We start from the raw sequence: 26,199 nt of genomic DNA on the forward strand, positions 1-26,199 counted from the left end.
CCGGCGCTCTTCCAGAACCGGGGAGACTCGCCCATGTCGGACAAGCTGCGGCACGTCGTGGAGCGGTTCCCGGATTTGGAGGAGATGATCAAACAACACAGCGCGGACAACCGGTTCTTTCGCAGTCTCTGCGAAGACTACGGAGAGGCCGTCGAGATTTTGCGGGGTTGGGAGGCGTCGAACAGCGGGCGACGCTCGAAACGCACCGCCGCGTGCCGCGCGCTTATCGCGGATCTTGAGCAGGAAATTCTGCTCGAACTCCAGAGCCGGATCGATGGTGTATGACCATCCGCCAAGCTGCCGCCAAGTCTGTTCGCCGTTTTCTGCTCGCCGTTTCTGCCAATGAATCGCCAGTCCCGTCACGGATCACACCCAAAACCCGTCCGCGAGGATGATGAGCATGGCAAAGAAGCTGAAGACCGCCCATCGCGTGGAGTGCGCGCAACCAAAGCTCAAGCGGCGGGACTATGAAAGTGCGCTTGCGGAACTTCATGTCGAACTGGTGAAGCTGCAACAGTGGGTTGTTCACAAAGGCATGAAGGTCTGCGTCGTCTTCGAGGGGCGCGACACCGCTGGCAAGGGCGGAACCATCAAGGCCATCACCGAGCGCGTGAGTCCGCGCGTGTTCCGTGTTGTCGCCTTACCCACCCCGACCGAGCGCGAAAAGTCGCAAATGTACATTCAGCGCTACATCCCGCACCTGCCCGCCGCCGGGGAGGTCGTCATCTTCGACCGGAGCTGGTACAATCGCGCCGGAGTCGAGCGGGTGATGGGCTTCTGCACCGAGGAACAGGCGAAGCGGTTTCTCGACGCCGTCCCGAGCGTGGAGAAGGCCATCATCGAGTCCGGGGTGGTTCTGCTGAAATACTGGCTCGAAGTCAGCCCGAAAGAGCAGACGCGCCGCCTTGAGGCACGGATCAACGACGGGCGGAAGGTCTGGAAGCTGTCGCCGATGGATTTGAAGTCCTACGGCCATTGGTACGACTATTCACGCGCCCGCGACGACATGTTCGTGGAGACCGACACCTCCTGGGCGCCGTGGTTCGTCGCGCGGTCGGACGACAAGAGGCGGGCGCGCCTGAACATCATCCGCCACATGCTCGACCATATCCCTTACGAAGAGCTGCCCAGGCAAACCGTGAAGCTGCCCAAGCGCCAGGACCCGGACGGCTACGAGAAGCCCAACTACCCGTTGAAGGTCATTCCGGAGCTGCAATGGCCCACGGAGTGAGGCCGGCCGGTCATCCTCGGTCAGCGCCGCCGCCGAACAAGCCACAGGCGAACCGACCACAGGCCGGCGGCGAGAAGTGCGGCCATCACGGCTCCCAGAAGGGCGATGAGAAGGGTGATGCCGCCGACACCCGGCCGTTGGAGACGACCGCCCTCCCACGCCGCGCGGACCTTCTCCAAATCCTCCCTCAGCGAGGGGAGGGGGAGCGCGGCGAGGTCGTCCACGGGGAGGGACCCCAGAACGCGCCGCGGGTCCGCCGCCGCCCGCCATCCACTGTCCAACGGCAGGCTCTCGGCAAGCCGGCCGACCTCGCCTGTGTCCGTGAAGAATTGCGGATCGAGCGTCAGCGGGAACAGGGTCGTTTCGCCCCGCATGCGCAACTCGATCATCGCGTTCACGTCGTTGCAGACGCCCAGCGCGTAGTAGCCGCCGAACGGTAGCTCCGGATGGCGCCGCTTGATCACATCGTAGGCGCGCACAATGACGCCGGCGAGGCGGATCACCTCCATAGCCTCCTCCCCGCGGTAGCGGTGCGCCACCCTGCCCATGACCCAGGCTTGATCGCGCGTCACGCTCGGGCGGAACACGGCCTGGCCGTCGATTCCGAAATAGAAGGACAGATCCGCGTTGACCACCGGGCCGCGGACGATGAGTTCGTGCTGGGAATGGCTGACCGGAACCAGAAGGTTGCGGTTCGTCCCGGGGACCGGCAGGCGGGTGTCGATCCAGAACGGCGTCAGGACGTCGCGGCCATGGTAGATCAGGTCGCCGAAATTGGCGAAATACCGTGAATCGCGGACCTCCACGTCGTGGCCGTTCCGCGCCAACGCTTCCATCAGGGCGCGGGGCGTGTCCAACCTCCGGCCGTCAGTTTGGCCTTCAACAAGGACGACCCGGTACCGCTCTCCGCCGCCCGGCGCGTTCAGGGAAAGGCGGTTGAGCAGTTCGGCCAGGCGCAGGCCATCGGCGTAGCGTTCGGCCAACGCGGGATCGACGCGGTCGCCGGCTTCCAACCCAAAGCCCAGCGGGCGCAGATAGGCATCCGGCGCCGGGGGGGTGCCGACGGCGGGAATGCCCAGCCCTTCCTCGACCATCTCCTTGGCCATTTCCTTGGCCGTCTGCTCGGCCGTCTGCTCGGCCGTCGCGGGATCTGGTGGGAGGTCATCATCGCTGGACCGGCTCAGCATGGCTCCGGCAAGCCGCACGGACCGGCCCATTCCCTGGACCGTCAGCCCGGGAAACCGGTCCAGCCCTTCGAAATCCTTGCCGAGGATCATTTCGCGCAGCCGCTTGATCTCGTCCGGTCCCAGGATGCCGCCCGCCTTCGGATTGCGCCCCAGGCGCCGGTACAGGGCCTCCACGAATTCCGGATTCTGGGCCAGTTCGGCCATGACCTGCGAGACGGGCAGCCATGGCGCCTCATCCGCCCGCAGGTCCGCCCGTGAAGGCGCGGAGCACAGCAGGGCGCTGGACAGGATGAGAGCGGAGACGGCGCGTACCAGGCCCATCATGCCAAGCCCATCATGGGAGCCACCGTCAACGGGTCCGGCTCGCGACGCGCGGGGCGCCGGTGCCCGGTGGTCCGCACGCGTTGCGTTTCGTGCAGGACTCATCCCAATGGAGGAGAAGGATGCGGCGCACCTCCTCGATCGTGCGCGGGTCGGACTGCGTCGAGTGCCCGGAACGCACAATATACTCGGACTCGACTCCGTCGATGTGGGCGCTCTTGTACTCCACGACGCCGTCGTCGCCGGTTTCGACCGGCCCGTCGCCGCGCACCGCGATGATCGAGTGCGCCTTGACCCCCGCGGCGATGGGCGTGCGCGCCAGGGTCTGGACCAGCAGGCTGCCGGGGGTCATAGCGTGGACGCTGCCAAACCCCGTCTGTCCGGCAAGCGTGGTGCTGGCGTCGTCCAGCTTGCCGATTTCCGAACTCACTCTCAGCAGGCGTCCCGGCAACCGCACCAGACTTGCGACGAACTGGCTGATCCGGTTGCCGGCGACGTAGCTGCCGCCGTGCGGCGTGGCGATGAAGACGAGGCGTTTGACCGACGGAACCGGCTTTATGAACAGGGCGCGCGTCAGCAGGTCGCGCGTTTCCAGGTCGAGCTGAAGCTGGTCCGGCGGCTTGCGGAACGCCGCGTTCCACAGCCGGGCACCTGTGTCCACCGCCGTCAATTTGGTCAGCAGGCCACCCTGGCTGTGTCCGATGACGACCATCTCGTGCAGCGCCGGATCCCGCCCGGACGGGTCCAGGGTGGACACCGCCTCCTGCAGCGCGTCGCGCAGGAGAAGGGCGGAGTAGGGAACGGGGTTGCCCGTTTCGTAGCTGAAGAACCAGAACTGGAAGCGGTCGCGGATGCGCGGGTCGCTTCTCAGATCGTTCAGCATCTCGGCCCAGCGCACCGGGCTCGATGCCGTCCCGTGGACGAAGACGACGGGAATGCGGCCGGACCGGTACGGCTCCAGCGCGACGAGGCGGGACGGCATCTTGTCCAGCAGGCCGCCGCGCAGGAAGCCGCCGAACTCGAATTCCCAGACCGGCATGCCGTCCAGCATGTAGGCCAGCGTGGCGGTGTGCTCGACCTCCAGCGGCACCGGTTGGCGGTCGATCAGCACCGCTTCGGTTTCGGACGCGGGATAGAGTTCGAGTTGCGCGCGCACCTGCCCGCCCATGATCTGGCGCCGAGGATCGGGGATGCGCAGCAGCGCGGTCACGGGGGTCTTGACGCGCGGGGCGACCTGGAAGCCCTTCGCCAGGGTGCCCTGCGTGGTCCCCGCCGCCAAGGGAGCGCCGATGCCGGGTTGGCGATAACGGGCGTCGAGGCCGTGAACCTGCAGTTCGGCGACCGGAAAGAAACCGGTCAGCTGGCGCCCGCCCCACACCAGTTCCCGAGAATCGAAGGTCACGTCCAACTCACCGAACGGCAGCGGGTGGCGGGCCTCCCGAATGGCGATGCCGGTTCGGTCCTCCGTCGCCAGCCCGGAGGTCAGGCTACGGTTGTACAGGTCGGTGGCCAGCCGGAACCGGGGGTCGTAGGGGCTGGGCGGCTGGTCCAGTCCTCCCGGAAAGAGAAACGCGTAGGCGTAGAGGGCGGACGCCAGATAGTAAGGCGGCCCTCCCCGCTCCTCGGCGTGCAGGAACGACATCTCGGCCAAGGCGAAGATCTCGTCGGCGCCGCCATGCCCCTGCGTGACCAGCGCGCGGAGGTCGGCCATGGCGTTCTCCGGCTGCGTCAGGAAGCGGTCCGTCAGGGACCACCGGCGCAGCACGTTGTGGGTCGGATCGCTGAGCGCGTGCGCGGACAGAACGTTGTGCGTGAGCTGCTGGTGGACGGTGCCGTGGTCCACGCGTTCGACGCTGACCGCCGTCGCGCATCCGCCGGCAAGAAGCGTCCAGACCAGCAGGACCGCGACGGCGAAGCCCCTCGGAAGGGGCGGGTGCCTCATCCCGCGGGCTCCTGCGCCGCCCGTCGCCGCCACCGGCCGGGCATCCTGGCTTGCGTGCACTCCCATGCCCTCCGCCCGTGCTTCTTGGCCCCGCCACTTCGACTGCGTTCGCGAGAACCGCCGTTCAGAACCAGCTCTTGCGCGCCGGCTCGATCGACACCGCGAGGGCTTCGCTGACGACAGCGGTGATCGTGTCGCCGACCTTCAGCGAGGGAAGCTTCGCCTGACGGGCGGGGTCCGTCACGTTGACGGTGTAGACCTCGCCGCCGTTGGGATTGACGAGGTCGATGCTGTTCGCGCCAAGGTCGATGCCGACGACCAGCCCGCTGAGCCGTGTCACCTGCACCCCGATGCCACCCGGCGCCTCGACCGAGCGCGCGACCGTCTGCTGGATCTCGTCCTCGGGCACGGGCGCACCGGGTTGGGACACCATGAAGGCCACGGAGCGGTAGAACTGCGCGTCGACGGTGTCTCCCACCTTCAGCATCTCCAGGCGCACCGCCGGCCCGGCCATGACGGTGACCGGCGTGCCCGACCGTCCGGCCAGCGTGACCTTCCGCTTGGCCGCATCGATGGCCGTGATTTTTGCGTGGAGCGTGACGGCGGCACTTTCCGGAATGACGTTCGTCAGAACGGGCCTGTCCTGCGCCGACGCCGGGTGCGGGACGGTGCCCGGCACCAGGAGTACGCCGCAGAGGATGCCCACTGCGGTGGCGGTGGCCGTTGGCAAGGTTGCACGACGCTTCATGCTGTCCTCCTGTTTTGCCTGGCATACCCCAGCGCCGTCTTCGAAACGCGAAGTTGGGGTGCGGAACTGGGGTCGTCCGGTGTGGTGCGTTGTCGTCCACAGCCAAGTCCTGTAGCCTGGGACGCCGTCTTTGACGAGTATTCTACGGTAGCTTGGCTTTCGCTGATCCCTGCCGCTGGACCGACTGTTCAGGACACACCCGGCCCGATGACGAGCCTAAGCATCGGACGGCTTTCGCGGTCTCGGTTACCGTAATGGATGTTACGGTAGCGTACTTGGCGCACTCGCCGTGGTCCGCCCAACAGGGCCTCGACCGGCTCCGGGCGCACCGGCAATTTGGACAGCGTTACCGTAGCGGCCTGCATCGACCGTGGCTGCTACTTTCAATGGTTCCGTTCCACGCGGCTCAATGACTCCAGGCCCCTCATCAATGCCGCCGGCGCAGCGTCCGGGGCAGGAGGCGGGGCAGGAGGGATGTCGATGAACGGACCCAGGTGGCTGATACGGTCGGCGCTGTGCCCGGCGCTCTGCATTTTCGCCCTGGTCGGGCCGGCCTTCGGGACCGAGGCGCCGCCGTCCGACAACCCGCCGCAAGCGGTCGAGCAGGACGAGCCGGATGACTCGCCGATCGACGACGAAGCGATGACCGTCCTGACGCGCATGGCCGACACGCTCGCCCAGGCCCAGCGCTTCACCGTGACCATCCGGGCCAGTTACGACGTGGTTCAGGACACGGGGGAGAAGATCACGTTCGGCGAGCGGCGCGCCCTCACCCTGAACCGTCCCGACGGGCTGCGGGTCGAAGCGCAGGAGAGCGACGGGAAACGGTCGCTGGTGACGTTCGACGGCAAGGCGATCTCCGTGTTCAACGCGGACGAGAACGTCTACGCCCAGATCGAACGGGCCGGCACCATCGACGACGCCGTGCGCTATCTGGTCCAGGATCTTCAGGTGCGGCTGCCGCTGGCGCTGCTGCTGGTCAGCACGTTGCCGGATGAGCTGGAGCAACGCCTTCAAACGCTCGACTATGTGGAGCGGGACATGCTCACCTCGGTGCCGACTGATCACCTGGCGGGGCGGACCGAGGATGTCGACTTCCAGATCTGGATCGCCACCGAAGGCCCGCCGCTGCCCGAGCGTGTGACCATCACCTACAAGGGTGACGAGGGCGAGCCGCAGTACCGGGCCGACTTTTCCGATTGGAACCTCAACCCGGACGTCCAACCGGCGCAGCTCGCCTTCCATCCTCCCGACGGCGCGGAACGCATTCCGGTCATGATCCGTGTCCGCCGCAACGCGGCCGGTGGTTCGGAAGGAGCGCCGAAATGAACAGGTCGTCGTCACGGCAATCGTCACGGATTATCTTTTCCATCGCCGCATCCCTGTTGCTGGTGGCCGGATCGGTCGCGGATGCCTATGCCCGCGGCGGTGGTCGCGGTGGAGGCGGCGGCCGAGGAGGAGGGGGCGGCGGGGGATTCTCCCGATCCGGCCCGGCGGCGGGGGGCGGCTTTTCCGCTCAACGTTCCTCGGCGGGACGATCCACGGCGGGAGTGGGAGCCCGGCAGGCCGGCGCCACCCAGCGGTCGAGCCAGCGGACGGCCTCCGCGCAGACGGCGTCCCGGCAGTCCGGCGCTACGGAGCGTTCCGCGCAGCGCGCCGAGACGAAGCAGACGCGCACGGAAGCCCGGGCCGACACGCGGACTTCGGGCCAGCAGGAGCGGACCGAGCGGCAGGGCCAGCGCCAGCAGGGCCAGACCGAACGCACGGAAGCCCGCCAGCAAGGCCAGACCGAGCGCACGGAATCGCGGGCCTACGCGGCGCAGAACATCGCCAACGACTGGGACGGTCATCACTACTACGACGACGACGACGATTGGGGCTGGGCCCTCGCGGGTGCTGCGGTGGGAGCGACCGCCGGCTACATCGCCGGTGCGGCCACGGCGGGTCCCAACTACGTGACGGTGCTTCCCTGCACCCCCACCGTCGTGCCGTACGGCGGCGTCAGCTACTACGGCTGCAGCGGAACCTGGTACAACCGCAGCTATGTGAACGGCAGCGTCACCTACGTCACCGTCACGCCGCCTCCCGGTTACTGACCGTTTGGAGCGTGATCCGCCAGCTCGATCATGTTCCGGCCGTCAGGGTTTGAATGCGTGCGATGACGTGGTCGACATGCGGCCGCACCCCCGGCGCGAGATCGCTCCAATCCTCCCGCTCCTCGCCGAGATAGGCCGCTCGGGCGTGCGCCAGAACGCGCCGGTGCTCCTCGGGCAGACGCGCGAGCGCCCAATCGGCGGCCTGATCCTTCGGGAGGATTTCGCCGGTCGTGAGCGTCGTCCAGATGCGCGCCAGGGTCAGCAGCCCGTTTCGCCTGTCGTCCCCCTCTTCGATGCCCGGAATCAGGATCGGCACCATGTCCACCATGGCCCGGACGAGGTCTGCGCGCGGCACCGGATCGAGGACCGCGGCGACGGGCGGGCCGAAGAGCGGCAGGGCGCCGCGGCGGGCCGTTTCGATCAGGACAGCGACGTCGGGGTCTCGGCATGGCCATTCGGGCATGTCGCCCCGCTCGAACTCGGCGCGCATCCATTCGCCATACTGAAGCTCAAGGCAGCCGGGGTGGCGCCATGGGATCAGGGCCGGGCGGGCGAGGATGGTGAGTTCGATGGGGCGGCCCGGCACGCCAACGGTGGCGCTTCCCGAGATCGGCAAGAGCTGACGGATGATCGCGAAGCGCTCATTGTCAGACAGCGATCGCTCGGTGACGACGAGGATGTCGAGATCGCTGTTCGGGCGCAGGCCACCCGCGACCGCCGATCCGTAGAGCCACGCGGCTGAGGCGGCGGCGCCGAGAACGTCGCGGACAACCGCCGCCGCGGCGACGGTCTGCTCGCAGGATCGTGGTTCATGCGCCAGGAACGGTATCATCGCCATCAGAATGCCAGCCACGTCGCAGCATAGCAACGTCACGGCGTGACAGCGGCCGGCCAAGCTTCGCGATCGTCCTTTGCGCGGTCGTTGGCGATGCCCGTGACGAGGGCGCGCCTGCCATCCAGTGGGATCGGCGGCATGGCGAGAGCGTCCCCGTCGGCGCATGAAGGGTCACTGGGTGCCGCTTCGCTGGGTGGACCCCTGCTGGACGCCGCGCTGGTAGGCCGAGGCCTCGGTCCGCTTGTGATAGTCGTAGAGCAGACCGCCGGCCAGACCGGCGCCGGCGCCGATGGCCGCACCCATGCCGGCGTTGCCGGCGATGGCGCCGATCAGCGCTCCGCCGGCAGCGCCTCCGGTCGTGCCGGTGAGCGCGCGCTGCTGGGTCGGTGACATGTCGGAGCACGCCGCAAGGGGAAGCGCGACGATGGCGACGCGGAGGATTTGTGTGGGTTTCATGGTCTTTCCCATCCTGATTGGCCCATCCTGGTTGGCCTTTGATCGAAGGCCGTGGACCGCGGGGGAGGAAGCGGATGCCGGCGGGATCAGGCGCGGCAGGGGTAGCGCTGGGACAGGAAGCGGAACAGCCCATCCACCGGCGGCGTGTCCATCAGCTTGGGATTCTGCTTTGCCCAGGTGACGAAAGCGGAAACGGTGTCGTTGCGCGAGGGCGGTGGCGTCGGCGCGCACACCAGCTGGCGCTTGCCTTCGGCGGCCGTCACGACCTGATGGTATTGATAGGCGCCGATGGCGAAGCCGTGGCAGAAATGGAGCGCCGCGATGCCGGTCGGGTCGTTTGGCGTGGCTTCGCACAGCCGCACAAGGTCGCCCGTGGTCCGGACCTGAAAATTGGTTTCCGTGGGGGCCGGCGCCATCTGCGCGTTCGCGGCGGTGATCACCGTCGCCGTGAGGGCAACGGCCAGAGCGACCTTGGTTCGGTGTTTCATGGTTTGCTCCCAGCGCTTTTTGTGGGCGGCTTTTCGTACGCGGATTTTCAGGGACAGGAGACGCTTCCCCGACGAACCGGCCGGCCCGATGCGAAATCGATGGACCGCCGATCGGATGGACGGGGTGCACAGGTCGGGGCGAACTTAACTCGCAAGACATTGTGCTTTGGAAGGTAGCATTCCTCCAAGCCAAAGCGCAGTCATGCTACAGTAACGCCCACCGTAACGGTCATGTGAAGAGGGTCGTGTTCTGATTGAAGTATTGATGAGAAGACAGAATTTACCCCCTTGCAAGTGTCTTATTTCTTAATAAAAGAAGAATTATATAAAATAATTAAGAAAAATTGTACAAAGATCCGCCGAGTTGGGTTTCCCAAAATCCGAATCTCATTCAAGGAAAATCCAAGGCCCAAACCCCCACCGGAAGCTGGGAGCGCCGCATTGTTTCGGGAATGAGCCACCAAGGGAACGCGGCCTGATACGGTAACAGTGCCAACAGTTGCATGCTTCAACGCGGCGGATGATGCGGTGCAGTATTTCCCGCGTCTAAAGCCAGCGCCTTGGCCCCTCACATTCTCATCATGGGTCGGTATCCGCAGCGCCGGCGTCGCAACGCCTTCGCGGATGCAAAAGAAGCCGGTCGGCACAGCAACGCACAGCCGGCGCAGGAGCGTACAGCCAAAGAGGACATGTGATGAAAAATCGGCGGGTGCGTCCCCTGACGGAACAGCAGCCTCTGGCGAGCTGGTTTTCCGCCTGGACCGCAGCATTTCCCTTTCTCGGCCCCTTCGTCGAACCCGCAGAAAACGGGACCGCACTAAAGTCTGCAGGGACAAAATCAGCAGGGGCGAGACAGGCTGAGGCAAAGCCGGTCGAAGAGACGGCGGCCGGGAAAGGCGCGGATGGTTGGCAGACGCCCGCATTCCCCAACCCGTTCAATCTTCCCAACCCGTTTCAAGACGCTTTCGACTATGGCGTCGATGCCATGCAGCGCTGGGTCCTATTCCTGGATGTCCTGCGGCGCCGCGGCGACCAGTTCATGGACCATGCCGATAAAGGAAAGCCGCCCGTCCTGACCTTTCCCTACGAGGTCGTGATGGAAGGGCGGAAGTTGAAGCGGCCGTGCAATTACATGCTGCTTCACATCCTGCCGGACCCTGCTGTCGGCACGGACCCGGCCAAGCGCCCGTTCGTGATCGTCGATCCGCGCGCCGGTCACGGACCCGGGATCGGTGGGTTCAAGCCGGACAGCCAGATCGGCACCGCTCTGCGCGCCGGCCACCCCTGCTACTTCATCGGTTTCCATCCCGAACCGGAGCCGGGCCAGACCCTCGCCGACGTGGGTGAGGCGGAGGCCTTCTTCATCGAGCATGTCGGAAAACTGCACGACAATGCGGGCGGCAAGCCGTGCGTCATCGGCAATTGCCAGGCTGGCTGGGCGGTGATGGCGCTGAGCGCGGTCCGGCCCGACCTGATGGGGCCGATCATCATCGCGGGCTCCCCGCTGTCCTACTGGGCCGGCGTGAAGGGGCGGAACCCGATGCGCTACCTCGGCGGTCTCTATGGCGGAGCGTGGCTTGCCGCCCTGGCGAGCGATCTCGGCAACGGCCGCTTCGACGGGGCGCATCTGGTCGGCAACTTCGAGAAGCTGGACCCGGCCAACACCTATTGGAAGAAGGCGTACAACCTGTACGCCCATATCGACACGGAAGCCGACCGGTACCTCGAGTTCGAAAAGTGGTGGAGCGGCTTCTTCCTGATGAACGGGGAGGAGATCGAGGCCATCACCGACGAGCTGTTCGTCGGCAACAAGATGACCAGCGGCGGCATCGTCCGGAACGGGCGCCGGCTGGATTTGCGCAACATCCACTCGCCCATCCTGGTCTTCGCGTCCTTCGGCGACAACATCACGCCGCCGCAACAGGCTCTGGGCTGGATCCTCGACCTCTACAGCGACGTCGAGGACATCCGGGCGCACGAGCAGACCATCGTCTACAACCTCCATCACGACATCGGGCACCTGGGCATCTTCGTGTCCGGCCGCGTCGCCCGCAAGGAGACGTCGGAGTTCGTCGAGAACATCGACTTCATCGACCTGCTGCCGCCCGGTCTCTACGAGATGATCCTTCAGCCGAAGGACCCGAAGGTCCCTGGTGCCGATCTGGTCGCGGGCGACTACGTGACGCGGTTCGAGCCGCGCACGCTCGACGATATCCGCGGGCTTGGCGGCAACACGCCGGAGGACGACCGGCGCTTCGCCGCGGTGGCCCGCATCTCGGACATCAACAAGGGCCTGTACGCCACCTTCGCCCGGCCCTCCATCCAGGCGACGGTCAACGAGCCCTTCGCCGAATGGCTGCGGATGATGAACCCGGCGCGCAGCCAGTATTACCTGTTCTCGCACCTCAACCCCTTCATGGCGCCGGTCGGTCCCATGGCCGACTGGGTGCGCGAGCACCGACGCCCGGTAAGCCCGGACAACCCGTACCTGAGCGCGCAGAACCGCGTCTCGGACGAGATCGTGCAGGGGCTCGACCGCTGGCGGGACGCGCGGGACGGCGCCGTCGAGCGCCTGTTCATGGGCCTCTACAACGCGCCGCTCCTTCAGGCTCTGGTCGGGCTGGCCGCGCCGGGCGAGGACGCGCGGCCGCCGCACGTCCGCGATGAGGCGTTCGAAGCCCTGGTCGAGAAGCGGATGGCCGAGATCATGGGCCGCGTCGAGGAGGGCGGGATGCGGGAGGCGCTGTTCCGCGTCCTGATCCACGCGCGGCGCGGCGAGGGCGCCCTCGACGAGCGCGCCTTCCAGATGCTGCGGAAAATCCGCGAGGAGCATCCCGGCACCCAGCACCTGTCCGTGGACGCCGTCCGCGCGGTCTTCCGCGAACAGGTTTTCCTGATGCTGATGGACGAAGACACGGCGATGAGCGCGCTGCCGAAGCTCCTGCACGGCGAGAAGGAGCGCAAGGAGGTGATGGCGCTGGCAGAGCGCGTCCTGGAGGCCTCCGGGCCGCTGACCCCCGACCAGCGCGCCCGGCTCCGGCAGGTGGACGCCCTTCTGCACAACAAGGAGGAGCGCATCGAGGCCGAGCGCGAGCCGCCCCTGCGCGTGCTGCCTGGGGCCGGCGGAGCGTCGCTGGCCAAGGCCGCCTCCGACATCAGCCGGGCGGACGCGCCGCCCAGGGCGATGGGCACCGCGAAGGCCAAGTGAACCCGGCGCCGAGACAAGAGGCTGACAAGCAACAAGGGGAACGCGTCATGAGCAACATGGACCAGACCAGGGCGACCACAGCCGCCCCCGACATCGGTGACGACCTGATCTCGCCCGACGAACTCCGGAAGCTCGGCGAGGAGCACGAGATGGCGCTGCTCCAGGAAGCCCTGGAGCGGGAAAAGAAGCACATGAAGGAACAGGACACCGTCCGCGAAGCCTTCATGAACCAGCACGTCCGCCCCGACGCCAAGGAGCGGTTCACCCGCGCGGTGCGCGACGCAGCGTCGCGCGGCGTGAAGGAAATCCAGGTGGCGCGCTTCCCGAGCAGCTACTGCACCGACGGCGGCCGGGCGATCAACAATTTCGAGCCGGACTGGCCGGATTCCCTGACCGGCTACGCCCGCGAAGCCTACGAGGTCTTCGACAAGAATCTGAGGGCCAAGGGCTACAAGCTGCGGGCGCAGATCCTGGACTATCCCGGCGGAATGCCGGGGGACGTCGGGCTGTACCTGCGCTGGTGAGGAGGGCGCGTCATGGCCGGCAGCCCGCCACCGTCCGCCCATCGGCATGAAAAGTACGAGCGGCTGGTCGCCGCCTGCCGCGAAATCCCCGCCGTCTCCACGGCGGTGGCGCATCCCTGCGACGCTTCGTCCCTGGGCGGCGCCGTCGATGCGGCCCGTCAGGGCTTCATCACCCCGATCCTGATCGGTCCGGCCGCGCGCATCCGGGCCGTGGCGGACGAGGCCGGTATGGACATCGCCGCGTACGAGATCGTGGACGTGCCGCACAGCCACGCCGCCGCCGCCATGGCGGTGGAGATGGTGCGCCAGGGGCGCGCCCAGCTCCTCATGAAGGGAAGCCTGCATACGGACGAGCTGCTCCGCGAGGTGGCCCGGAAGGACAGCGGGCTGCGGACGGAGCGGCGCATCAGCCACGTCTTCATCATGGACGTGCCGACCTACGCCAAGCCGCTGTTCATCACCGACGCCGCGGTGAACATCGCGCCGACCCTGGAGGACAAGCGCGACATCATCCAGAACGCCATCGATCTGGCGCGGGCGCTGGGGAATCCCCAGCCGAAGGTGGCGATCCTGTCGGCGGTCGAGACGATCAACCCGAAGATTCCCTCCACCGTCGAGGCCGGCGCTTTGTGCAAGATGGCCGATCGGGGGCAGATCACCGGCGGCCTGCTGGACGGGCCGCTGGCGCTCGACAACGCCATCAGCCCGGAGGCGGTGAGGATCAAGGGCATCGCGTCCCCGGTCGCCGGGCAGGCCGACATTCTCGTCGTGCCGGATCTGGAGGCGGGCAACATGCTCGCCAAGAACCTGACCTTCCTGGCGAACGCCGATGCCGCCGGCATCGTGCTGGGCGCGCGGGTGCCCATCGTGCTGACCAGCCGGGCCGACAGCGTCATGACGCGCATGGCCTCCTGCGCCGTGGCGGCGCTGTACGCGCACCGGCAGCGGGTCGAGCAGCCGGTGAAGGGGTGAAGCCGCCATGACCGAGATGAGCATGACCGAGACGATCCTGGTCATCAACGCCGGTTCCTCCAGCATCAAGTTCCAGCTGTTCGACGCGGCGGACGGAACGCTGCCGGTGCGCCTGCGCGGCCGGATCGAGGGGATCGGCACGACGCCCCGGCTGATCGTTCAGGAGAGCGGCCAGGACGGCAGCCGGGACGGCGGCGTGCCCTTGCCGACGGAGTCCGGCGACGGGGTTCCCGGCGCGCTGGCCTTTCTCGGCGCGTGGCTGCGGGAGCGGCTGGGCGGCGCCATGCCGGTTGCGGTCGGGCATCGGGTGGTTCACGGCGGGCCGGCCTACGACCGCCATGTGGCGGTGGACGACGCGGTGATCGGGACGCTGGAGACCTACGTTCCGCTCGCCCCGCTCCACCAGCCGAACAATCTGGCGCCGATCCGGGCGATCCGGAAACTCTTGCCGGACGTGCTTCAGGTGGTCTGTTTCGACACGGCCTTTCACCGCCACCATTCCGAACTGGCCGACCGCTACGCCATCCCGGACACCCTCCACCGGGAGGGTGTGCGGCGTTACGGCTTTCATGGCCTGAGCTACGAATACATCGCCAGGCGCCTGCCGGACCTCGCCCCTGGGATCGCCGGCGGGCGGGTCGTCGTCGCGCATCTCGGCAGCGGGGCCAGCATGTGCGCCATCTGGGACGGGCACAGCATCGACAGCACCATGGGCTTCACCGCGCTGGACGGTCTGCCGATGGGCACGCGGCCGGGGCAGTTGGACCCTGGTGTGGTCCTCTACCTGATGGACAAGGGCATGGACGCCCGCGCCATCGAACGGCTGCTCTACCACGACTGCGGCCTGAAGGGCCTGTCCGGCATCAGCAACGACGTCCGCGACCTGCTGGCTAGCACCGACCCGCGCGCCACGCTCGCGCTGGACTGCTTCGTCTACCGGGCGAGCCTCGCCATTGGGGCGCTGGCCGCCGCCATGGAGGGCATCGACGGGCTGGTGTTCACGGCCGGCATCGGTGAGCGGGCACCGGCCATCCGCAAGGCCATCGCGGAGCGGGCGCGCTGGCTCGGCGTCGACCTCGACGAGGCGGCCAACACCGCGAACGCGCTGTGCATCACGACGCCGGACAGCCGGGTCAAGGGCTGGGTCATCCCGACCGACGAGGAACGGATGATCGCGCTCCACACCCGCGCCATCCTCAGCCGCCACCGCTCTGCGTGACACGGTCCCGAGAAGGAGAGAGGCACCATGTCCTGGTCATCCGGTTTTGGGTCATCCGGTTTTGGGTCTTCCAGATCGGCGGTCCTCGCCGGCCTCCTGCTTCTCGGCTGCGAGCAGCCGACGCCGCCGCCGGCCGAGGCGACGCTGATCCGCGCCCTGCCGGTGCAGGTGAGCCAGTTCGACCGCACCGCCGCGCTGACTGGTGAGATCCAGGCCCGCCACGAGAGCAATCTCGGCTTCCGCGTCAGTGGCAAGGTTGTCGAACGGCTGGTGGAGGTGGGGCAGACGGTCACGTCCGGCCAGTTGCTGGCGCGGCTGGACAATCAGGACCAGACCAACGCCGTGAGGTCCGCCGAGTCCGATGTGGCGGCGGCGCAGGCCGCTGTCGAGCAAAGCCGGACGCAGGAGGAGCGCCAGCGCTCCCTGCTCGCCAACGGCTTCACCACCCGGGTCCAGTACGACAACGCCCAGAAGCGCTTCCAGCAGGCGCAGGCCGAGCTGAACTCCGCCGAGGCGCAGCTCGGCTCGGCCCGGGACACGCTGTCCTACACCGAACTGCGGGCCGACCGCGACGGGGTCATCACGGCGAAGGCGGCGGAGCCCGGCCAAGTGGTCGCCGTCGGCCAGCCGGTGCTGCGGCTCGCCGACCCGAATGAGCGGGAGGCGGTCTTCCAGGTGCCGGGCGCCAGCATCCGGCTGGAGGGGCGGGAGGGCCTGCCGCCGGTCGAGGTACGGCTCGTCAACGATGCCAAGACCGTCACCGAAGGAACGATCCGCGAGGTGTCTCCGGGGGTCGACCCGGTGACCCGGACCTACACCGTGAAGGTCTCCCTGCCCAACGCCCCCGACGCCTTCCTGCTGGGCTCCTCCGTCGTCGGGCGTGCCAAGCTGCCGGCGCGGCCGGTGGTCAATCTGCCGTCCTCGGCCCTGTTCCAGACGGGGAACGGGGAGCCGGCGGTCTGGGTCGTGGCGCGGCCGGCCGACACGGTGAGCCTGCGCCCCGTCTCCGTCCTGCAATACGACACCGGCACGGTCACCGTCTCCAGCGGCCTCAGCGATGGCGATCTGGTGGTGGTCGGCGGCGTCCAGAAGCTGCGGCCGGACCAGAAGGTCACCATCAAGCAGGGGAGCGGCGCATGACCCGCATCGCGCGACCAACCACGCGGCCCCCAACCCTGCGGCCCCCAACCATGTGGCGGCCGCCCGCGAAGCTGCTTCTCGTCGCGCTGCTGGCCCTGGCCCCCGCCTTGGCGGCCTGTCAGCCGCAGGGCGGCCATCACGCCGACGCGGCGCCGGTGATCCGCCCGGTGCGGACCGTCACCGTGGAGCCGGTGACCTTCCGGATGGGCGGTTCCGCCACCGGAACCATCGAGGCGCGGGCCGACGCCGACCTTGGCTTCCGCATCGCCGGAAAGCTGGTCGAGCGCAAAGTCGATGTGGGCAGTCTGGTCAAGGCCGGCGACGTGCTGGCGCGACTGGACGACCAGGACCAGCGCAACGCGCTGCGGACCGCCGAGGCGAACCTCGCCTCAGCCAAGGCCGATCAGGTGCAGGCGCGCAACGAGGAGTCCCGCAAGCGGGAACTGCTGGCCAACGGCAACGCCCCGCAGGCGCAGTACGACGCGGCGCTGCTGGCGATGCGCACCGCCGACGCCAAGGTCGTCGCCACGCAGGCAGCGCTGCAATCGGCCCGCGACCGGGTCGGCTACACGGAGCTGAGGGCGGACCGGGATGGCGTGGTGACCACCATCGGGGCCGAGCCCGGACAGGTGGTCGAAGCCGGACAGATGGTGGTGCGCGTCGCCCAGCCGGAGGAGCGCGAAGCCGTCTTCAACGTCGCCGAAACCGGCATCCGGGCGGCGCCGAAGGACCCGGTGATCGACGTCTCGCTGGCCGGCGCACCGGACATCGTGGCGGTGGGCCGCGTCCGCGAAATCTCGCCCCAGGCCGATCCCGTCACCCGAACCCACACCGTCCGGATCGCTCTGGACAACCCGCCCGACGCCCTGCGCCTCGGCGCGACCGTTATCGGCCGTTTGAAGCAGCCGCCCGCCCCGGTGGTCGAGCTGCCGGGAACGGCGCTGTTCGAGGAGGCGGGGCGGAGCTTCGTCTGGCTCGTCGACCCGAAGGCCCAGACCGTCCGGCGCCAGCCGGTCGCGATCCGGCCCAGGGATGGTGATGGCCCGGTCATCGTCACCGAGGGCCTGACCCGCGGCGACGTCGTGGTCACCGCCGGCGTGCACAGCCTGAGCGAAGGCCAGCGGGTCCGGTTCAACCAGAAAATCGAAACGGCGGCGGCACCATGACCGGCTTCAATCTCTCCGAGTGGGCTCTGCGCCACCGTTCCTTCGTCTGGTACCTGATCATCTCTCTGACGCTGGCGGGCGGCATGGCCTACATGCGCCTCGGCCGCGAGGAGGACCCGGCCTTCACGATCAAGACCATGGTGGTCCAGGCCAACTGGCCCGGCGCCACCATCGAGGACACCATGAAGCTGGTGACCGACCCGATCGAGAAGAAGCTGGAGGAGATCCCCTATCTCGACTACGTCAAGAGCTACACCAAGCCCGGCATCTCGGTCGTCTACGTCAACCTGAAGGACTACACACCGGCCGAGGCGGTGCCCGACCTGTGGTATCAGGTCCGCAAGAAGATCGCCGACATGAAGTCCACCCTGCCGCAGGGCGTGCAGGGGCCGGCCTTCAACGACGAGTTCGGCGACACCTTCGGCACGGTCTTCGCCTTCACCGCCGACGGCTTCAGCTACCGCGAGTTGAAGGACTATGCGGAAACCGCGCGGGCCGACCTGATGCGTGTGCCGGACGTCGGCAAGATCCAGTTCGTCGGCGTCCAGAACGAACGGATCTATCTCGACTTCTCGACGCGCAAGCTGGCCGCGATGGGGATCGACCGCGAGCAGGTCATCGCCGAGCTTCAGGCGCAGAACGCCGTGGCTCCAGCCGGCGTGGTGCAGGCGGGCGACGAGAAGATCTCGGTCCGGGTCAGCGGCGCCTTCACGTCGGAGGACAGCCTGCGCGCCATCAGCCTGCGCGCCAACGACAAATTCTATCGGCTGGCCGACCTGGCGGACATCCGGCGCGGCTACGCGGACCCGCCGTCGCCGCTGTTCCGCTACAACGGGCAGCCGGCCATCGGGATGATCATCTCCATGGCGGCCGGCGGCAACGTGCTGACCTTCGGCGAGGGCATCCGCGAGCGGATGCGGCAGGTCGAGGCGAACCTGCCGGTGGGCATCGGCGTCCACCTCGTCGCCAACCAGTCGGTGGTGGTCGAGGAATCGGTCGCCGGCTTCACCAAGGCGCTGAAGGAGGCGGTCGTCATCGTCCTGGTGGTCAGCTTCATCAGCCTGGGCCTGCGCGCCGGGCTGGTGGTGGCGACCTCCATCCCGCTGGTGCTGGGCATGACCTTCATCGGCATGGAGTTCTACGGCATCACGCTCCAGCGCATCTCGCTGGGCGCGCTGATCATCGCGCTCGGCCTGCTGGTGGACGACGCGATGATCACCGTGGAGATGATGATCACCAAACTGGAGGAGGGCTTCAGCCTCGATAAGGCGGCGACCTTCGCCTACACCTCCACGGCCTTTCCCATGCTGACCGGCACGCTGATCACCGTGGCCGGCTTCATCCCCATCGGCTTCGCCCAGGGCGGTGCGGCGGAATACTGCTTCACGCTGTTCGCCGTGGTGGCGATGGCGCTGCTGTTCTCCTGGATCGTGGCGGTCCTGTTCGCGCCCCTCATCGGGGTGAACGTGCTGCCCAAGACCATGAAGGCGAAGCATGGCAGCGAGCCGGGGCGCCTGATGCGGATGTTCCGGGGCAGCCTGCGCCTGGCCATGCGGGCGCGCTATGTGGTGATCGTCGCGACGCTGCTGCTGTTCGGCCTATCGGTCTTCGGCCTGCGCTTCGTCCAGCAGCAGTTCTTCCCCGCCTCTGACCGTCCGGAACTGCTGGTCAATCTGACCCTGCCGCAGACGGCCTCGATCCGGTCGACCGAGGAGGTGGTGGATCGCTTCGAGAAGGTGCTGGCGGCCGACCCGGACGTCGATCGGTGGAGCTTCTACGTCGGCCAGGGTGCGGTGCGCTTCTACCTGCCGCTCGACGTGCAACTGGCCAACGACTACTTCGCCCAGGCCGTGGTGGTGACCAAGGGCTACAAGGTCCGCGAGGCCGTCCGTGCCCGGCTGGAGAAGGTGCTGAACGAGAACTTCTCCGATCTGAACACGCGGGTCAGCCCGCTGGAGATGGGGCCGCCGGTCGGCTGGCCGATCCAGTACCGCGTCTCCGGACCCGACGTGGGCGAGGTGCGGGCCATCGCCGCCCGGATGGCCGACACCATCGGCACCAACCCCTACACGCTGCTGGTCAACTACGACTGGAACGAGCCGTCGAAGGTGGTGCGGGTCGATGTGGACCAGGACAAGGCCCGCCTGCTGGGGATCAGTTCCAAGTCGCTCAATCAGGCGCTGAACGCCACGGTGTCTGGTGCCGCCTTCACGCAGGTGCGCGACGACATCTACCTGATCGACGTGGTTGCCCAGGCGACCAACGCGGAGCGCAGCTCCATCGAGACGTTGCGCAACCTCCAGATCGCCATTCCGGATGGCCGCACCGTGCCGCTGGGCGAGGTCGCGACCATGCGCTACGATCTGGAACAGCCGGTGGTCTGGCGGCGGACGCGCCTGCCGACCATCACCGTCCAGGCCGATCTGGTTCCCCCGTTGCAGGCCGCGACGGTGGTGCAGCAACTGGCCCCGGCGGTGGACGAGCTGCGGCGCAGCCTGCCGCCCGGCTACACCGTCGAGGCGGGCGGCACGGTGGAAAACAGCGCCAAGGGCATGGCCTCGATCACCGCCGTCTTCCCGATCATGATCTTCGTCATGCTGACCATCCTGATGATTCAGCTTCAGAGCTTCCAGAAGCTGTTCCTGGTCATCAGCGTGGCGCCGCTCGGCCTGATCGGCGTCGTCGCGGCGCTGCTGCCGACCGGCACGCCGCTGGGCTTCGTCGCCATTCTGGGCGTGGTCGCGCTGATCGGCATGATCGTCCGCAACTCGGTCATCATGATCGCCCAGATCGACGAGCATCTGGAGGCGGGGGAACATCCCTGGGACGCCGTCATCAACGCCACCATGCACCGCGTGCGGCCGATCCTGCTGACGGCGGCGGCGGCCAGCCTGGGCATGATCCCCATTGCGCCCGAGGTCTTCTGGGGTCCCATGGCCTACGCGATCATCGGCGGCCTGATCGTGGCAACCCTGCTGACGCTGCTCTTCCTGCCGGCGCTCTACGTCGCCTGGTTCCGGATCCGGGAACCGGCGGCGGAGGAGCGCGCCAAGCCTCGCTACGACGAGGCCATGCACCCGCCGGGCCCGGCGCCGACCAAGGGAGTGACGAGCGGCGTGTGACCACCCGATGATTTTCCGCAAGACCGGCGGTGCTCGGACCAGCGCGCGCTGAAGGGGACAGAAGCCATGGCGGACTTCATTCACGACCGGTTCATGCCGCAAGCCGACGCTTCGGAGGTTCCGGAGCGGCACGAGATGAGCTATGTCCGCAAGGCGCTTGTCCTGTCCATGATGCTGGTCCTGCTGATCGGCTGCTTCGTCGTGTTGCGCCCGTTCATCGCGGCGATTCTCTGGGCCATCATCCTGTCTTTCAGCACATGGCCGCTGCACCGGCGCATCGAGCGCGCGCTCGGTGGGCGCACGACGCTGGCGGCGGCGATCATGACGCTGGCGATCATGGCGATCCTCGTCGGCCCCCTGGTCGCGCTTGGAATAAAGCTGTCGGAAAATGTCGTCCGGGTCTTCGAAACGCTTCACGCGGCCATGGACCGGGGGCTTCCACCCCTGCCGGACTGGCTGGTCGGCCTCCCGATCCTGGGGGACCGGCTGCAGGAGATGTGGAGCGTGCTGGCGAGCGGCGAGTCCAACCTGCGCACGACGCTCCGGCCCTATCTCGGCCAGATCCGCGACGGGGTGCTGGCGAGCGGCGGGCATCTTCTCTCGGGAACGTCGCTGATCGCACTGAGCGTCCTGATCGCCTTCTTCCTCTATCGGGACGGCCGCACCGCCGTGCGCCGGCTGCACAGCATCGTGGGGCGGATCGCCGGTGCCCGTGCGCGGCAATCCCTCGACGTTGCCGCGGATACGATCAACGGGGTCGTCCATGGCGTGCTCGGCACCGCGCTGGTGCAAGCCATCGCCGCCACGGTGGGCTATTGGATCGCGGGGCTTCCCGGCGCCCTGCTTCTCGGCTTCATCACCTTTTTCCTGACGCTGGTGCCGATGGGGCCGGCGGTGATCTGGTTGCCCGCCGCGATCTGGCTGGCCAGCCAGGGCCGCACCGGTATGGCAATCTTTCTGGTGGCCTGGGTCGGCTTGCTGGTCGGCAGCCTCGACAACATCCTGCGCCCGATCCTGATCGGTCGAAGCAGCGATCTGCCCTTCATCATCATTTTCCTTGGCATCGTCGGCGGTCTCGTCGCCTTTGGCCTGATCGGCATCTTTCTCGGCCCGACGTTGCTCGCCGTGGCCTACGGCCTCATTCGGGAATGGAGCGGGGGAAACGAGCCAGGCGATGCCGTGGCGGAGTAGGCGTCCGCAGCCGAAGCCATCGATCACCGGTGCGCAGGCCGAGCTAACGGTCGAGGCGGGGCCGCGCAAGGGGATCGCAGCCTCATAGGCGGGAAGCCGGCCCGCCGCCTGTCCGATGCCGAGGAAACAGCGTTGCCGCCCCTGCCGGTCCGCCACCAGCCAGATGGCATCGCCGCCGATCCCGCAGAAATGCGGCGTGACGACGGACAGGCCATCTCTTTTCTCATGTGTGAAACCCGGCCGCTGTTCCGGCCGGGCTTCGTCCTGCGATCAGTCGGCCTTGTAGGCGAGCTTGCGGTCAGCCGCCGGCGGCAGGAACTGGCGGGTGAAGACCTGTTCCGGCTTGGGCGTGGCGGTCAGCTGATAGCCTTCGACCATGATGCCGATCGAGCGGGCCAGGCGGGCGTCGTCCACATCGCCAAGGCCGAGCCGGTCGACTTCGGGCGACAGGATGAGCTGCTCGTAGGAGAACTTCATGCGGGCGCGTTCAAGCTCTTCCTTGGCCAGATTGTCGTAGGCAAGGACCGCCTTGACCCCGGCCTCGGCGTCCATGCCGATCTCCACCGCCGCCTTGTTGACCGCGCGGACGAGGCCGGCGACGGCGTCCGGGTTCTCCTTGATCAGCTTCTGGGAGACCATCATGCCGTTGGAATAGAGGTCGAGGCCGAATTCGCCGAACAGCAGCCAGTTGTAGTCCTTGGCGGGGTCCTGGCGGTTGTTGATCAGGTTGAACCAGCTGGTGATGTTGAAGACCAGGGCGCCATCGATGTCGCCCTTGATCAGCATCGGCTCCTGCAGGTTCGGCCCCATGTTCTCGATGGCGACCTTGGTCATATCGACCTTGTTGAGCGTGCCGAGCACAGTGACGAGGCGGGTGGTCGGGGTGCCCTGGGCGCCGCCCAGCTTCTTGCCGACGAGATCGGCGGGCTTGGTGATGTTGGTCGCCTTCTTCGAGACGATCGCGAAGGGCGGCTTGTTCCAGAGCTGATAGACCATGATCGGCACCTCGCCGGGGCGGGTCGCCGCGTTCTGGATGATCGCGTTGAAGTCGCCGAAGCCGGCGTCATAGGCGCCCGACATGATGCGGGTCACGGTGGCCGCCGACCCTTCGCCCTGGTCGATGGTGACGTTCAGCCCTTCGGCCTTGAAGTAACCCTTCTGCTGCGCCAGCAGGAAGGGAGCGTCGGAGCCCTGGGTCTTCCAGCCGAGCGTGAACTTGATGTTGGTTTCGGCCAACGCCGGCCCGCTCAGGCCCGGCCCACTCAGACAAAGACCGAGCGCAAGCGTCGAGAGAAGCTTTTTCAACATGGTAGGCTCCGATTCGGGATGAAGGGTCAGGCGGAAGCAAAGCCCTGGCGACGGGTGGCCCAGCCGGTGACGCGCGCCTCGACCAGCGAGAAGGCGACGTAGAGCAGGATGCCGAGGGCGGCGAGCAGGAAGAGGCCGGCGAAGACCAGCGGCACGTCGAAGTTCGAGGAGGCCGTCATCATCACGTTGCCGATGCCCTTGTTGGAGGCGACGGTTTCGGACAGCACGCTGCCGACGAAGGCGAAGGTGACGGCGATCTTCAGCGAGGCGAAGAAGAAGGGCATGGTGCGGGGCAGCCCGACGTTCCACAGGATGTCGAGCTTGCTGGCGCCGAGCGACTTGAGGACGTCCTCCAGCTCCGGCTCGGTGGTGGCGAGGCCGGTCGCGATGTTGACGACGATCGGGAAGAAGCACATCGCCAGGGCGGTGAGGATGGCCGGCGTCGCGCCCGATCCGAACCACAGCACGAAGATCGGCACCACCGCGACCTTGGGGATCGAGGAGAAGCCGATCAGCAGGGGATAGACCGTGTCGTAGGCGGTGCGGGAGACGCCGACGGCCGCCCCGATCACCACCCCCACGGTGACGCCCAGGATGAAGCCGATCATCGTGGTCCAGAGGGTCTGCAGCACATGGGGCCAGAGGATGCCGAGGCGGGAGATCAGCGTCGCGAAGACCTGGGTCGGGCGGGGGAGGACCAGATCGGAGACCTGAAGGGCGAGGCAGAGGAATTCCCAGGCCGCGAAGAAGCCGAGGATGAGGATGGCGGCCCAGAGGCGGCGGCGCAGTTCGTAGCTCATGGCTCAGGCTCCGCGGATGGCGGTGTCGGTGCGCGCGTCGATGATGAGGTCGCGCAGGCGCTGATTGAGGGCGACGAAATCCGCATCGAAGGTCATCTGGATCGTGCGCGGACGGGGGAAGTCGACGGCGCTGTCGTTGATGATGCGACCGGGGCGGGCGCTCATCACGCAGACGCGCGAGGCGAGGAACCCCGCCTCCTTCAGGTCGTGGGTGATGAGCAGGACGGTGGGTTTGCGCTTCAGCCACAGGGATTGCATCGTCCCCCACAGCTCCTCGCGCGTGAATTGGTCGAGCGCGCCGAACGGCTCGTCGAGCAGCAGCAGGCTCGGTTCATGGATGAGGGCGCGGCAGAGGTTGGCGCGCTGCAGCATCCCGCCCGACAGCTGCCAGGGATAATGGCCGGCGAACTTATCAAGCCCGACATCGGCCAGCAGGGCGTGCACGCGGTCGCGGTATTCCGTCTTGCGCTTGGCGCGATAGTCGGAGCGGAAGGGCCGCACAATCTTCAGCGGCAGCATGACGTTCCGCTCGATGGTGAGCCAGGGCAGCATGGTCGGATTCTGGAAGGCCATGCCGATGCGCAGGGCCTTGGCCGCCACCTCGCGCCCGCCGACGAGGACGGCCCCCTGGGTCGGTTGCAGCAGGCCGGCGGTCAGCCGCAGGATCGTCGACTTTCCGCAGCCCGACGGGCCGACCAGAGCGACAAACTCGCCATCGGCAATCCGAAGGTTCGTCTCCTGCAGGGCTGCGAACGATTTGCCCGGCGCGCCGAACGAAACGGCGGCCTGGGAAAGCTCGACGGCGATGGCGGAACGGCCTTGCTGGATGGCTTGGGATGGGGACATGCGGCGCACCTCGTGACGGACTGGTAAACTGTATGCAACAGGTGCGCCAGCTTCTGGGGCGGGCTGCGCGCCACGTCGGGGGTGGCCGACTTTTGGCAAGAAAAAGTGTGTACAATCATTGCATGCATTTGATTTGTGCAGGGTGATGAGGCTGTTGCATTCAAATGCGGCACTTGGCGAGTTGAATTCCCGACTGACCTCCCTTATGCAGAGCGGGATAGGAGAGGGCGGCGATGGTCGAGGAAAAGCGTTCGAGGAAAACCGGAGGCGACCGTGTCGCGGTGATCTGCACGGCCTTGCGGCGTGCCATCATCGAACGGGCGCTTTCGCCGGGCGACCGACTGCCGGAGGATTCGCTGGGCGAGCGCTTCGGCGTCAGCCGGACCATCGCACGCAGCGCGCTCGGGCAGTTGGCGGCGGAAGGCCTTGTCGATCTGCGCCGGAACCGCATCGCCGTGGTCGCCGTGCCGTCCTTCGAGGATGCACGGGACATCTTTGACATCCGGGTCGATCTTGAGCGTCAGGTCGTCCGGCATCTGGCCGGCAAGTTGACCGAGGCCCAGGTGAAGCAGCTGAAGGCCATCGTCGAAGCCGAACATCAGGCCCGGCATGGCGCCGAGGGGATTTCGATCCGCCTTGCGACGGAGTTCCATGTCCGGCTGGCGGAAATGACCGGCAAGCCCGTTCTGGTCCGCTATGTGACGGAGATCTGCTACCGCGCGGGACTGTCGCTGGCGGTCTTCAGCCGGCCCCATTCGTCCGAATGCGCGGTGAATGAGCATCTGGAACTGATCGAGGCGATCCGGACCGGCCCCGCCGACAAGGCCTGCGCCCTCATGGACGAGCATCTGGAGGCTGTGGCCGCCCGCGCGCTTCTGCAAAGCTCGGGCGCCAAGAGCCGCGACCTCATGGACATCCTGGCGCCCTACACCGAATAAGGGCGCCAAGCATTCAGGTCAGGGCATTCAGGTCAGCGGGCGCAGGAGGGGTCGAGAATCCATTCGGCGCTGTCGTTCCAGACATCGGTTTCGACGATCAGCCCGTCCCGCACCACGAAGCGGTCGACGTAGCGGTTGTTGTCGAAGGGCGTGCCGTCCGGCCAGGCGCCGTACAGGAAGCCGAGGCTGTAGACGATGGTTTCCGTCTCGCCCGGCACCACGTCATAGCGCTCGATTCTCTTCTTCACCCACTTGTAGCGGGCGGCGTTGAAGCCGGTCGGGCCGCTCGGCGTGTCGAAAATGCGGTGCCCGGTGAAGCGGCAGACGAAACCCGGAGCCACATGCTTCGCCGCGCGCACGGGATCGGGGGCCATCGACGCATCCAGGTAGTCCTTCACGGCCTGCAGATCGCGTTCGGTCATCTCGCTCATTGGGAACTCCGCAAGTGTGGTCAGTCTGGC

The 26,199-nt window shown here is 67.2% G+C and carries 22 protein-coding genes and 1 pseudogene; 13 read left to right on the forward strand and 10 right to left on the reverse strand.

Going from position 1 to position 26,199, the window contains the following annotated elements:
- The first annotated feature begins 33 nt into the window (after nucleotides 1-33).
- Nucleotides 34-285, forward strand: a complete 252-nt coding sequence (locus tag ABAZ39_RS05325; protein WP_014239554.1) for a hypothetical protein — start codon at nucleotides 34-36, stop codon at nucleotides 283-285.
- A gap of 115 nt (nucleotides 286-400) precedes the next feature.
- The gene (gene ppk2, locus ABAZ39_RS05330) at nucleotides 401-1,231 is read left to right on the forward strand and encodes a polyphosphate kinase 2 (RefSeq protein WP_038530758.1); all 831 of its coding nucleotides are present in this window, start codon (nucleotides 401-403) and stop codon (nucleotides 1,229-1,231) included.
- Nucleotides 1,232-1,251: 20 nt separating this feature from the next.
- On the opposite strand, the gene ABAZ39_RS05335 is transcribed toward ppk2, so the two are convergent.
- The 3 genes from ABAZ39_RS05335 to ABAZ39_RS05345 all read right to left on the reverse strand — a co-directional run bounded on the left by ABAZ39_RS05335 (nucleotide 1,252) and on the right by ABAZ39_RS05345 (nucleotide 5,429).
- On the reverse strand, nucleotides 1,252-2,742 hold the full coding sequence (locus ABAZ39_RS05335) for a hypothetical protein (protein WP_051657814.1): 1,491 nt from the start codon (nucleotides 2,740-2,742) through the stop codon (nucleotides 1,252-1,254).
- Nucleotides 2,743-2,767: 25 nt separating this feature from the next.
- Complete coding sequence (locus tag ABAZ39_RS05340; protein ID WP_051657815.1) at nucleotides 2,768-4,681, reverse strand: esterase/lipase family protein; 1,914 nt, start codon at nucleotides 4,679-4,681, stop codon at nucleotides 2,768-2,770.
- Nucleotides 4,682-4,805: 124 nt separating this feature from the next.
- Complete coding sequence (locus tag ABAZ39_RS05345; RefSeq protein WP_137103079.1) at nucleotides 4,806-5,429, reverse strand: hypothetical protein; 624 nt, start codon at nucleotides 5,427-5,429, stop codon at nucleotides 4,806-4,808.
- A 480-nt stretch (nucleotides 5,430-5,909) separates the two neighbouring features.
- Between ABAZ39_RS05345 and ABAZ39_RS05350 the strand changes: the two genes are divergently transcribed.
- Entirely contained in the window at nucleotides 5,910-6,758 is an 849-nt protein-coding gene (locus ABAZ39_RS05350; protein WP_051658071.1) for a DUF2092 domain-containing protein, read from the forward strand.
- Nucleotides 6,759-6,979: 221 nt separating this feature from the next.
- Nucleotides 6,980-7,525 carry a hypothetical protein gene (locus tag ABAZ39_RS36060; RefSeq protein ID WP_051657816.1) on the forward strand — a complete coding sequence of 182 codons (546 nt, stop codon included), beginning with the start codon at nucleotides 6,980-6,982 and terminating at the stop codon, nucleotides 7,523-7,525.
- Nucleotides 7,526-7,553: 28 nt separating this feature from the next.
- Here the strand turns inward: ABAZ39_RS36060 and ABAZ39_RS05360 are convergent, their stop codons facing one another.
- The 3 genes from ABAZ39_RS05360 to ABAZ39_RS05370 form a co-directional block, all read right to left on the reverse strand.
- Nucleotides 7,554-8,378 carry an aminoglycoside adenylyltransferase family protein gene (locus ABAZ39_RS05360; RefSeq protein WP_200885627.1) on the reverse strand — a complete coding sequence of 275 codons (825 nt, stop codon included), beginning with the start codon at nucleotides 8,376-8,378 and terminating at the stop codon, nucleotides 7,554-7,556.
- 153 nt (nucleotides 8,379-8,531) lie between these two features.
- The gene (locus tag ABAZ39_RS05365) at nucleotides 8,532-8,816 is read right to left on the reverse strand and encodes a YMGG-like glycine zipper-containing protein (protein WP_038530771.1); all 285 of its coding nucleotides are present in this window, start codon (nucleotides 8,814-8,816) and stop codon (nucleotides 8,532-8,534) included.
- 86 nt (nucleotides 8,817-8,902) lie between these two features.
- On the reverse strand, nucleotides 8,903-9,304 hold the full coding sequence (locus tag ABAZ39_RS05370; RefSeq protein WP_038527504.1) for a Rap1a/Tai family immunity protein: 402 nt from the start codon (nucleotides 9,302-9,304) through the stop codon (nucleotides 8,903-8,905).
- A gap of 985 nt (nucleotides 9,305-10,289) precedes the next feature.
- Here ABAZ39_RS05370 and ABAZ39_RS05375 point away from each other — a divergent pair.
- The 8 genes and pseudogenes from ABAZ39_RS05375 (at nucleotide 10,290) to ABAZ39_RS05410 (ending at nucleotide 21,846) form a co-directional block, all read left to right on the forward strand.
- The gene (locus ABAZ39_RS05375; RefSeq protein ID WP_247875049.1) at nucleotides 10,290-12,512 is read left to right on the forward strand and encodes a DUF3141 domain-containing protein; all 2,223 of its coding nucleotides are present in this window, start codon (nucleotides 10,290-10,292) and stop codon (nucleotides 12,510-12,512) included.
- A 47-nt stretch (nucleotides 12,513-12,559) separates the two neighbouring features.
- Nucleotides 12,560-13,036, forward strand: coding sequence for a hypothetical protein (locus ABAZ39_RS05380; RefSeq protein ID WP_038527507.1), 477 nt, complete (start codon nucleotides 12,560-12,562; stop codon nucleotides 13,034-13,036).
- 42 nt (nucleotides 13,037-13,078) lie between these two features.
- Nucleotides 13,079-14,008: pseudogene (locus tag ABAZ39_RS05385) on the forward strand (bifunctional enoyl-CoA hydratase/phosphate acetyltransferase); the annotation flags it as partial.
- 7 nt (nucleotides 14,009-14,015) lie between these two features.
- Nucleotides 14,016-15,227 (forward strand): acetate/propionate family kinase, encoded by a 1,212-nt coding sequence (locus tag ABAZ39_RS05390; RefSeq protein ID WP_081862891.1) that lies wholly within the window; start codon nucleotides 14,016-14,018, stop codon nucleotides 15,225-15,227.
- Nucleotides 15,228-15,254: 27 nt separating this feature from the next.
- A complete protein-coding gene (locus ABAZ39_RS05395; RefSeq protein WP_051657818.1) occupies nucleotides 15,255-16,367 on the forward strand; it encodes an efflux RND transporter periplasmic adaptor subunit in 1,113 nt (370 codons plus the stop codon).
- Between the two features lie 50 nt (nucleotides 16,368-16,417).
- Nucleotides 16,418-17,533 carry an efflux RND transporter periplasmic adaptor subunit gene (locus tag ABAZ39_RS05400; RefSeq protein WP_038527514.1) on the forward strand — a complete coding sequence of 372 codons (1,116 nt, stop codon included), beginning with the start codon at nucleotides 16,418-16,420 and terminating at the stop codon, nucleotides 17,531-17,533.
- Nucleotides 17,530-20,655, forward strand: a complete 3,126-nt coding sequence (locus ABAZ39_RS05405; RefSeq protein WP_038527517.1) for an efflux RND transporter permease subunit — start codon at nucleotides 17,530-17,532, stop codon at nucleotides 20,653-20,655. The genes ABAZ39_RS05400 and ABAZ39_RS05405 overlap by 4 nt, the downstream gene beginning before the upstream one ends.
- A 66-nt stretch (nucleotides 20,656-20,721) precedes the next feature.
- Nucleotides 20,722-21,846: an AI-2E family transporter gene (locus tag ABAZ39_RS05410; protein WP_200885628.1), complete on the forward strand. Its 1,125-nt coding sequence runs from the start codon at nucleotides 20,722-20,724 to the stop codon at nucleotides 21,844-21,846.
- 270 nt (nucleotides 21,847-22,116) lie between these two features.
- On the opposite strand, the gene ABAZ39_RS05415 is transcribed toward ABAZ39_RS05410, so the two are convergent.
- The 3 genes from ABAZ39_RS05415 to ABAZ39_RS05425 form a co-directional block, all read right to left on the reverse strand.
- Nucleotides 22,117-23,082, reverse strand: coding sequence for an ABC transporter substrate-binding protein (locus ABAZ39_RS05415; RefSeq protein ID WP_247881631.1), 966 nt, complete (start codon nucleotides 23,080-23,082; stop codon nucleotides 22,117-22,119).
- 98 nt (nucleotides 23,083-23,180) lie between these two features.
- The gene (locus ABAZ39_RS05420) at nucleotides 23,181-23,954 is read right to left on the reverse strand and encodes an ABC transporter permease (protein WP_038527523.1); all 774 of its coding nucleotides are present in this window, start codon (nucleotides 23,952-23,954) and stop codon (nucleotides 23,181-23,183) included.
- Nucleotides 23,955-23,957: 3 nt separating this feature from the next.
- Entirely contained in the window at nucleotides 23,958-24,800 is an 843-nt protein-coding gene (locus ABAZ39_RS05425) for an ABC transporter ATP-binding protein (protein ID WP_038527526.1), read from the reverse strand.
- A gap of 233 nt (nucleotides 24,801-25,033) precedes the next feature.
- Between ABAZ39_RS05425 and ABAZ39_RS05430 the strand changes: the two genes are divergently transcribed.
- Nucleotides 25,034-25,738: a GntR family transcriptional regulator gene (locus tag ABAZ39_RS05430; protein WP_038527529.1), complete on the forward strand. Its 705-nt coding sequence runs from the start codon at nucleotides 25,034-25,036 to the stop codon at nucleotides 25,736-25,738.
- A gap of 32 nt (nucleotides 25,739-25,770) precedes the next feature.
- Here the strand turns inward: ABAZ39_RS05430 and ABAZ39_RS05435 are convergent, their stop codons facing one another.
- Nucleotides 25,771-26,169, reverse strand: a complete 399-nt coding sequence (locus ABAZ39_RS05435; RefSeq protein WP_038527532.1) for a nuclear transport factor 2-like protein — start codon at nucleotides 26,167-26,169, stop codon at nucleotides 25,771-25,773.
- Between the last annotated feature and the right edge of the window lie 30 nt (nucleotides 26,170-26,199).

Origin of the sequence: Azospirillum argentinense (assembly GCF_000632475.1) — a bacterium.
Classification (GTDB): domain Bacteria; phylum Pseudomonadota; class Alphaproteobacteria; order Azospirillales; family Azospirillaceae; genus Azospirillum; species Azospirillum baldaniorum.

Coding starts and splice junctions, on each gene's coding strand:
- ABAZ39_RS05420 (WP_038527523.1), bottom strand. CDS start 23,954: ATGAGCTACGAACTGCGCCGCCGCCTCTGGGCCGCCATCCTCATCCTC.
- ABAZ39_RS05430 (WP_038527529.1), top strand. CDS start 25,034: ATGGTCGAGGAAAAGCGTTCGAGGAAAACCGGAGGCGACCGTGTCGCG.
- ABAZ39_RS05390 (WP_081862891.1), top strand. CDS start 14,016: ATGACCGAGATGAGCATGACCGAGACGATCCTGGTCATCAACGCCGGT.
- ABAZ39_RS05435 (WP_038527532.1), bottom strand. CDS start 26,169: ATGAGCGAGATGACCGAACGCGATCTGCAGGCCGTGAAGGACTACCTG.
- ABAZ39_RS05365 (WP_038530771.1), bottom strand. CDS start 8,816: ATGAAACCCACACAAATCCTCCGCGTCGCCATCGTCGCGCTTCCCCTT.
- ABAZ39_RS05410 (WP_200885628.1), top strand. CDS start 20,722: ATGGCGGACTTCATTCACGACCGGTTCATGCCGCAAGCCGACGCTTCG.
- ABAZ39_RS05350 (WP_051658071.1), top strand. CDS start 5,910: ATGAACGGACCCAGGTGGCTGATACGGTCGGCGCTGTGCCCGGCGCTC.
- ABAZ39_RS05340 (WP_051657815.1), bottom strand. CDS start 4,681: ATGAGGCACCCGCCCCTTCCGAGGGGCTTCGCCGTCGCGGTCCTGCTG.
- ABAZ39_RS05345 (WP_137103079.1), bottom strand. CDS start 5,429: ATGAAGCGTCGTGCAACCTTGCCAACGGCCACCGCCACCGCAGTGGGC.
- ABAZ39_RS05325 (WP_014239554.1), top strand. CDS start 34: ATGTCGGACAAGCTGCGGCACGTCGTGGAGCGGTTCCCGGATTTGGAG.
- ppk2 (WP_038530758.1), top strand. CDS start 401: ATGGCAAAGAAGCTGAAGACCGCCCATCGCGTGGAGTGCGCGCAACCA.
- ABAZ39_RS05405 (WP_038527517.1), top strand. CDS start 17,530: ATGACCGGCTTCAATCTCTCCGAGTGGGCTCTGCGCCACCGTTCCTTC.
- ABAZ39_RS05400 (WP_038527514.1), top strand. CDS start 16,418: ATGTGGCGGCCGCCCGCGAAGCTGCTTCTCGTCGCGCTGCTGGCCCTG.
- ABAZ39_RS05335 (WP_051657814.1), bottom strand. CDS start 2,742: ATGATGGGCCTGGTACGCGCCGTCTCCGCTCTCATCCTGTCCAGCGCC.
- ABAZ39_RS05380 (WP_038527507.1), top strand. CDS start 12,560: ATGAGCAACATGGACCAGACCAGGGCGACCACAGCCGCCCCCGACATC.
- ABAZ39_RS05375 (WP_247875049.1), top strand. CDS start 10,290: ATGCAGCGCTGGGTCCTATTCCTGGATGTCCTGCGGCGCCGCGGCGAC.
- ABAZ39_RS05370 (WP_038527504.1), bottom strand. CDS start 9,304: ATGAAACACCGAACCAAGGTCGCTCTGGCCGTTGCCCTCACGGCGACG.
- ABAZ39_RS05395 (WP_051657818.1), top strand. CDS start 15,255: ATGTCCTGGTCATCCGGTTTTGGGTCATCCGGTTTTGGGTCTTCCAGA.
- ABAZ39_RS05425 (WP_038527526.1), bottom strand. CDS start 24,800: ATGTCCCCATCCCAAGCCATCCAGCAAGGCCGTTCCGCCATCGCCGTC.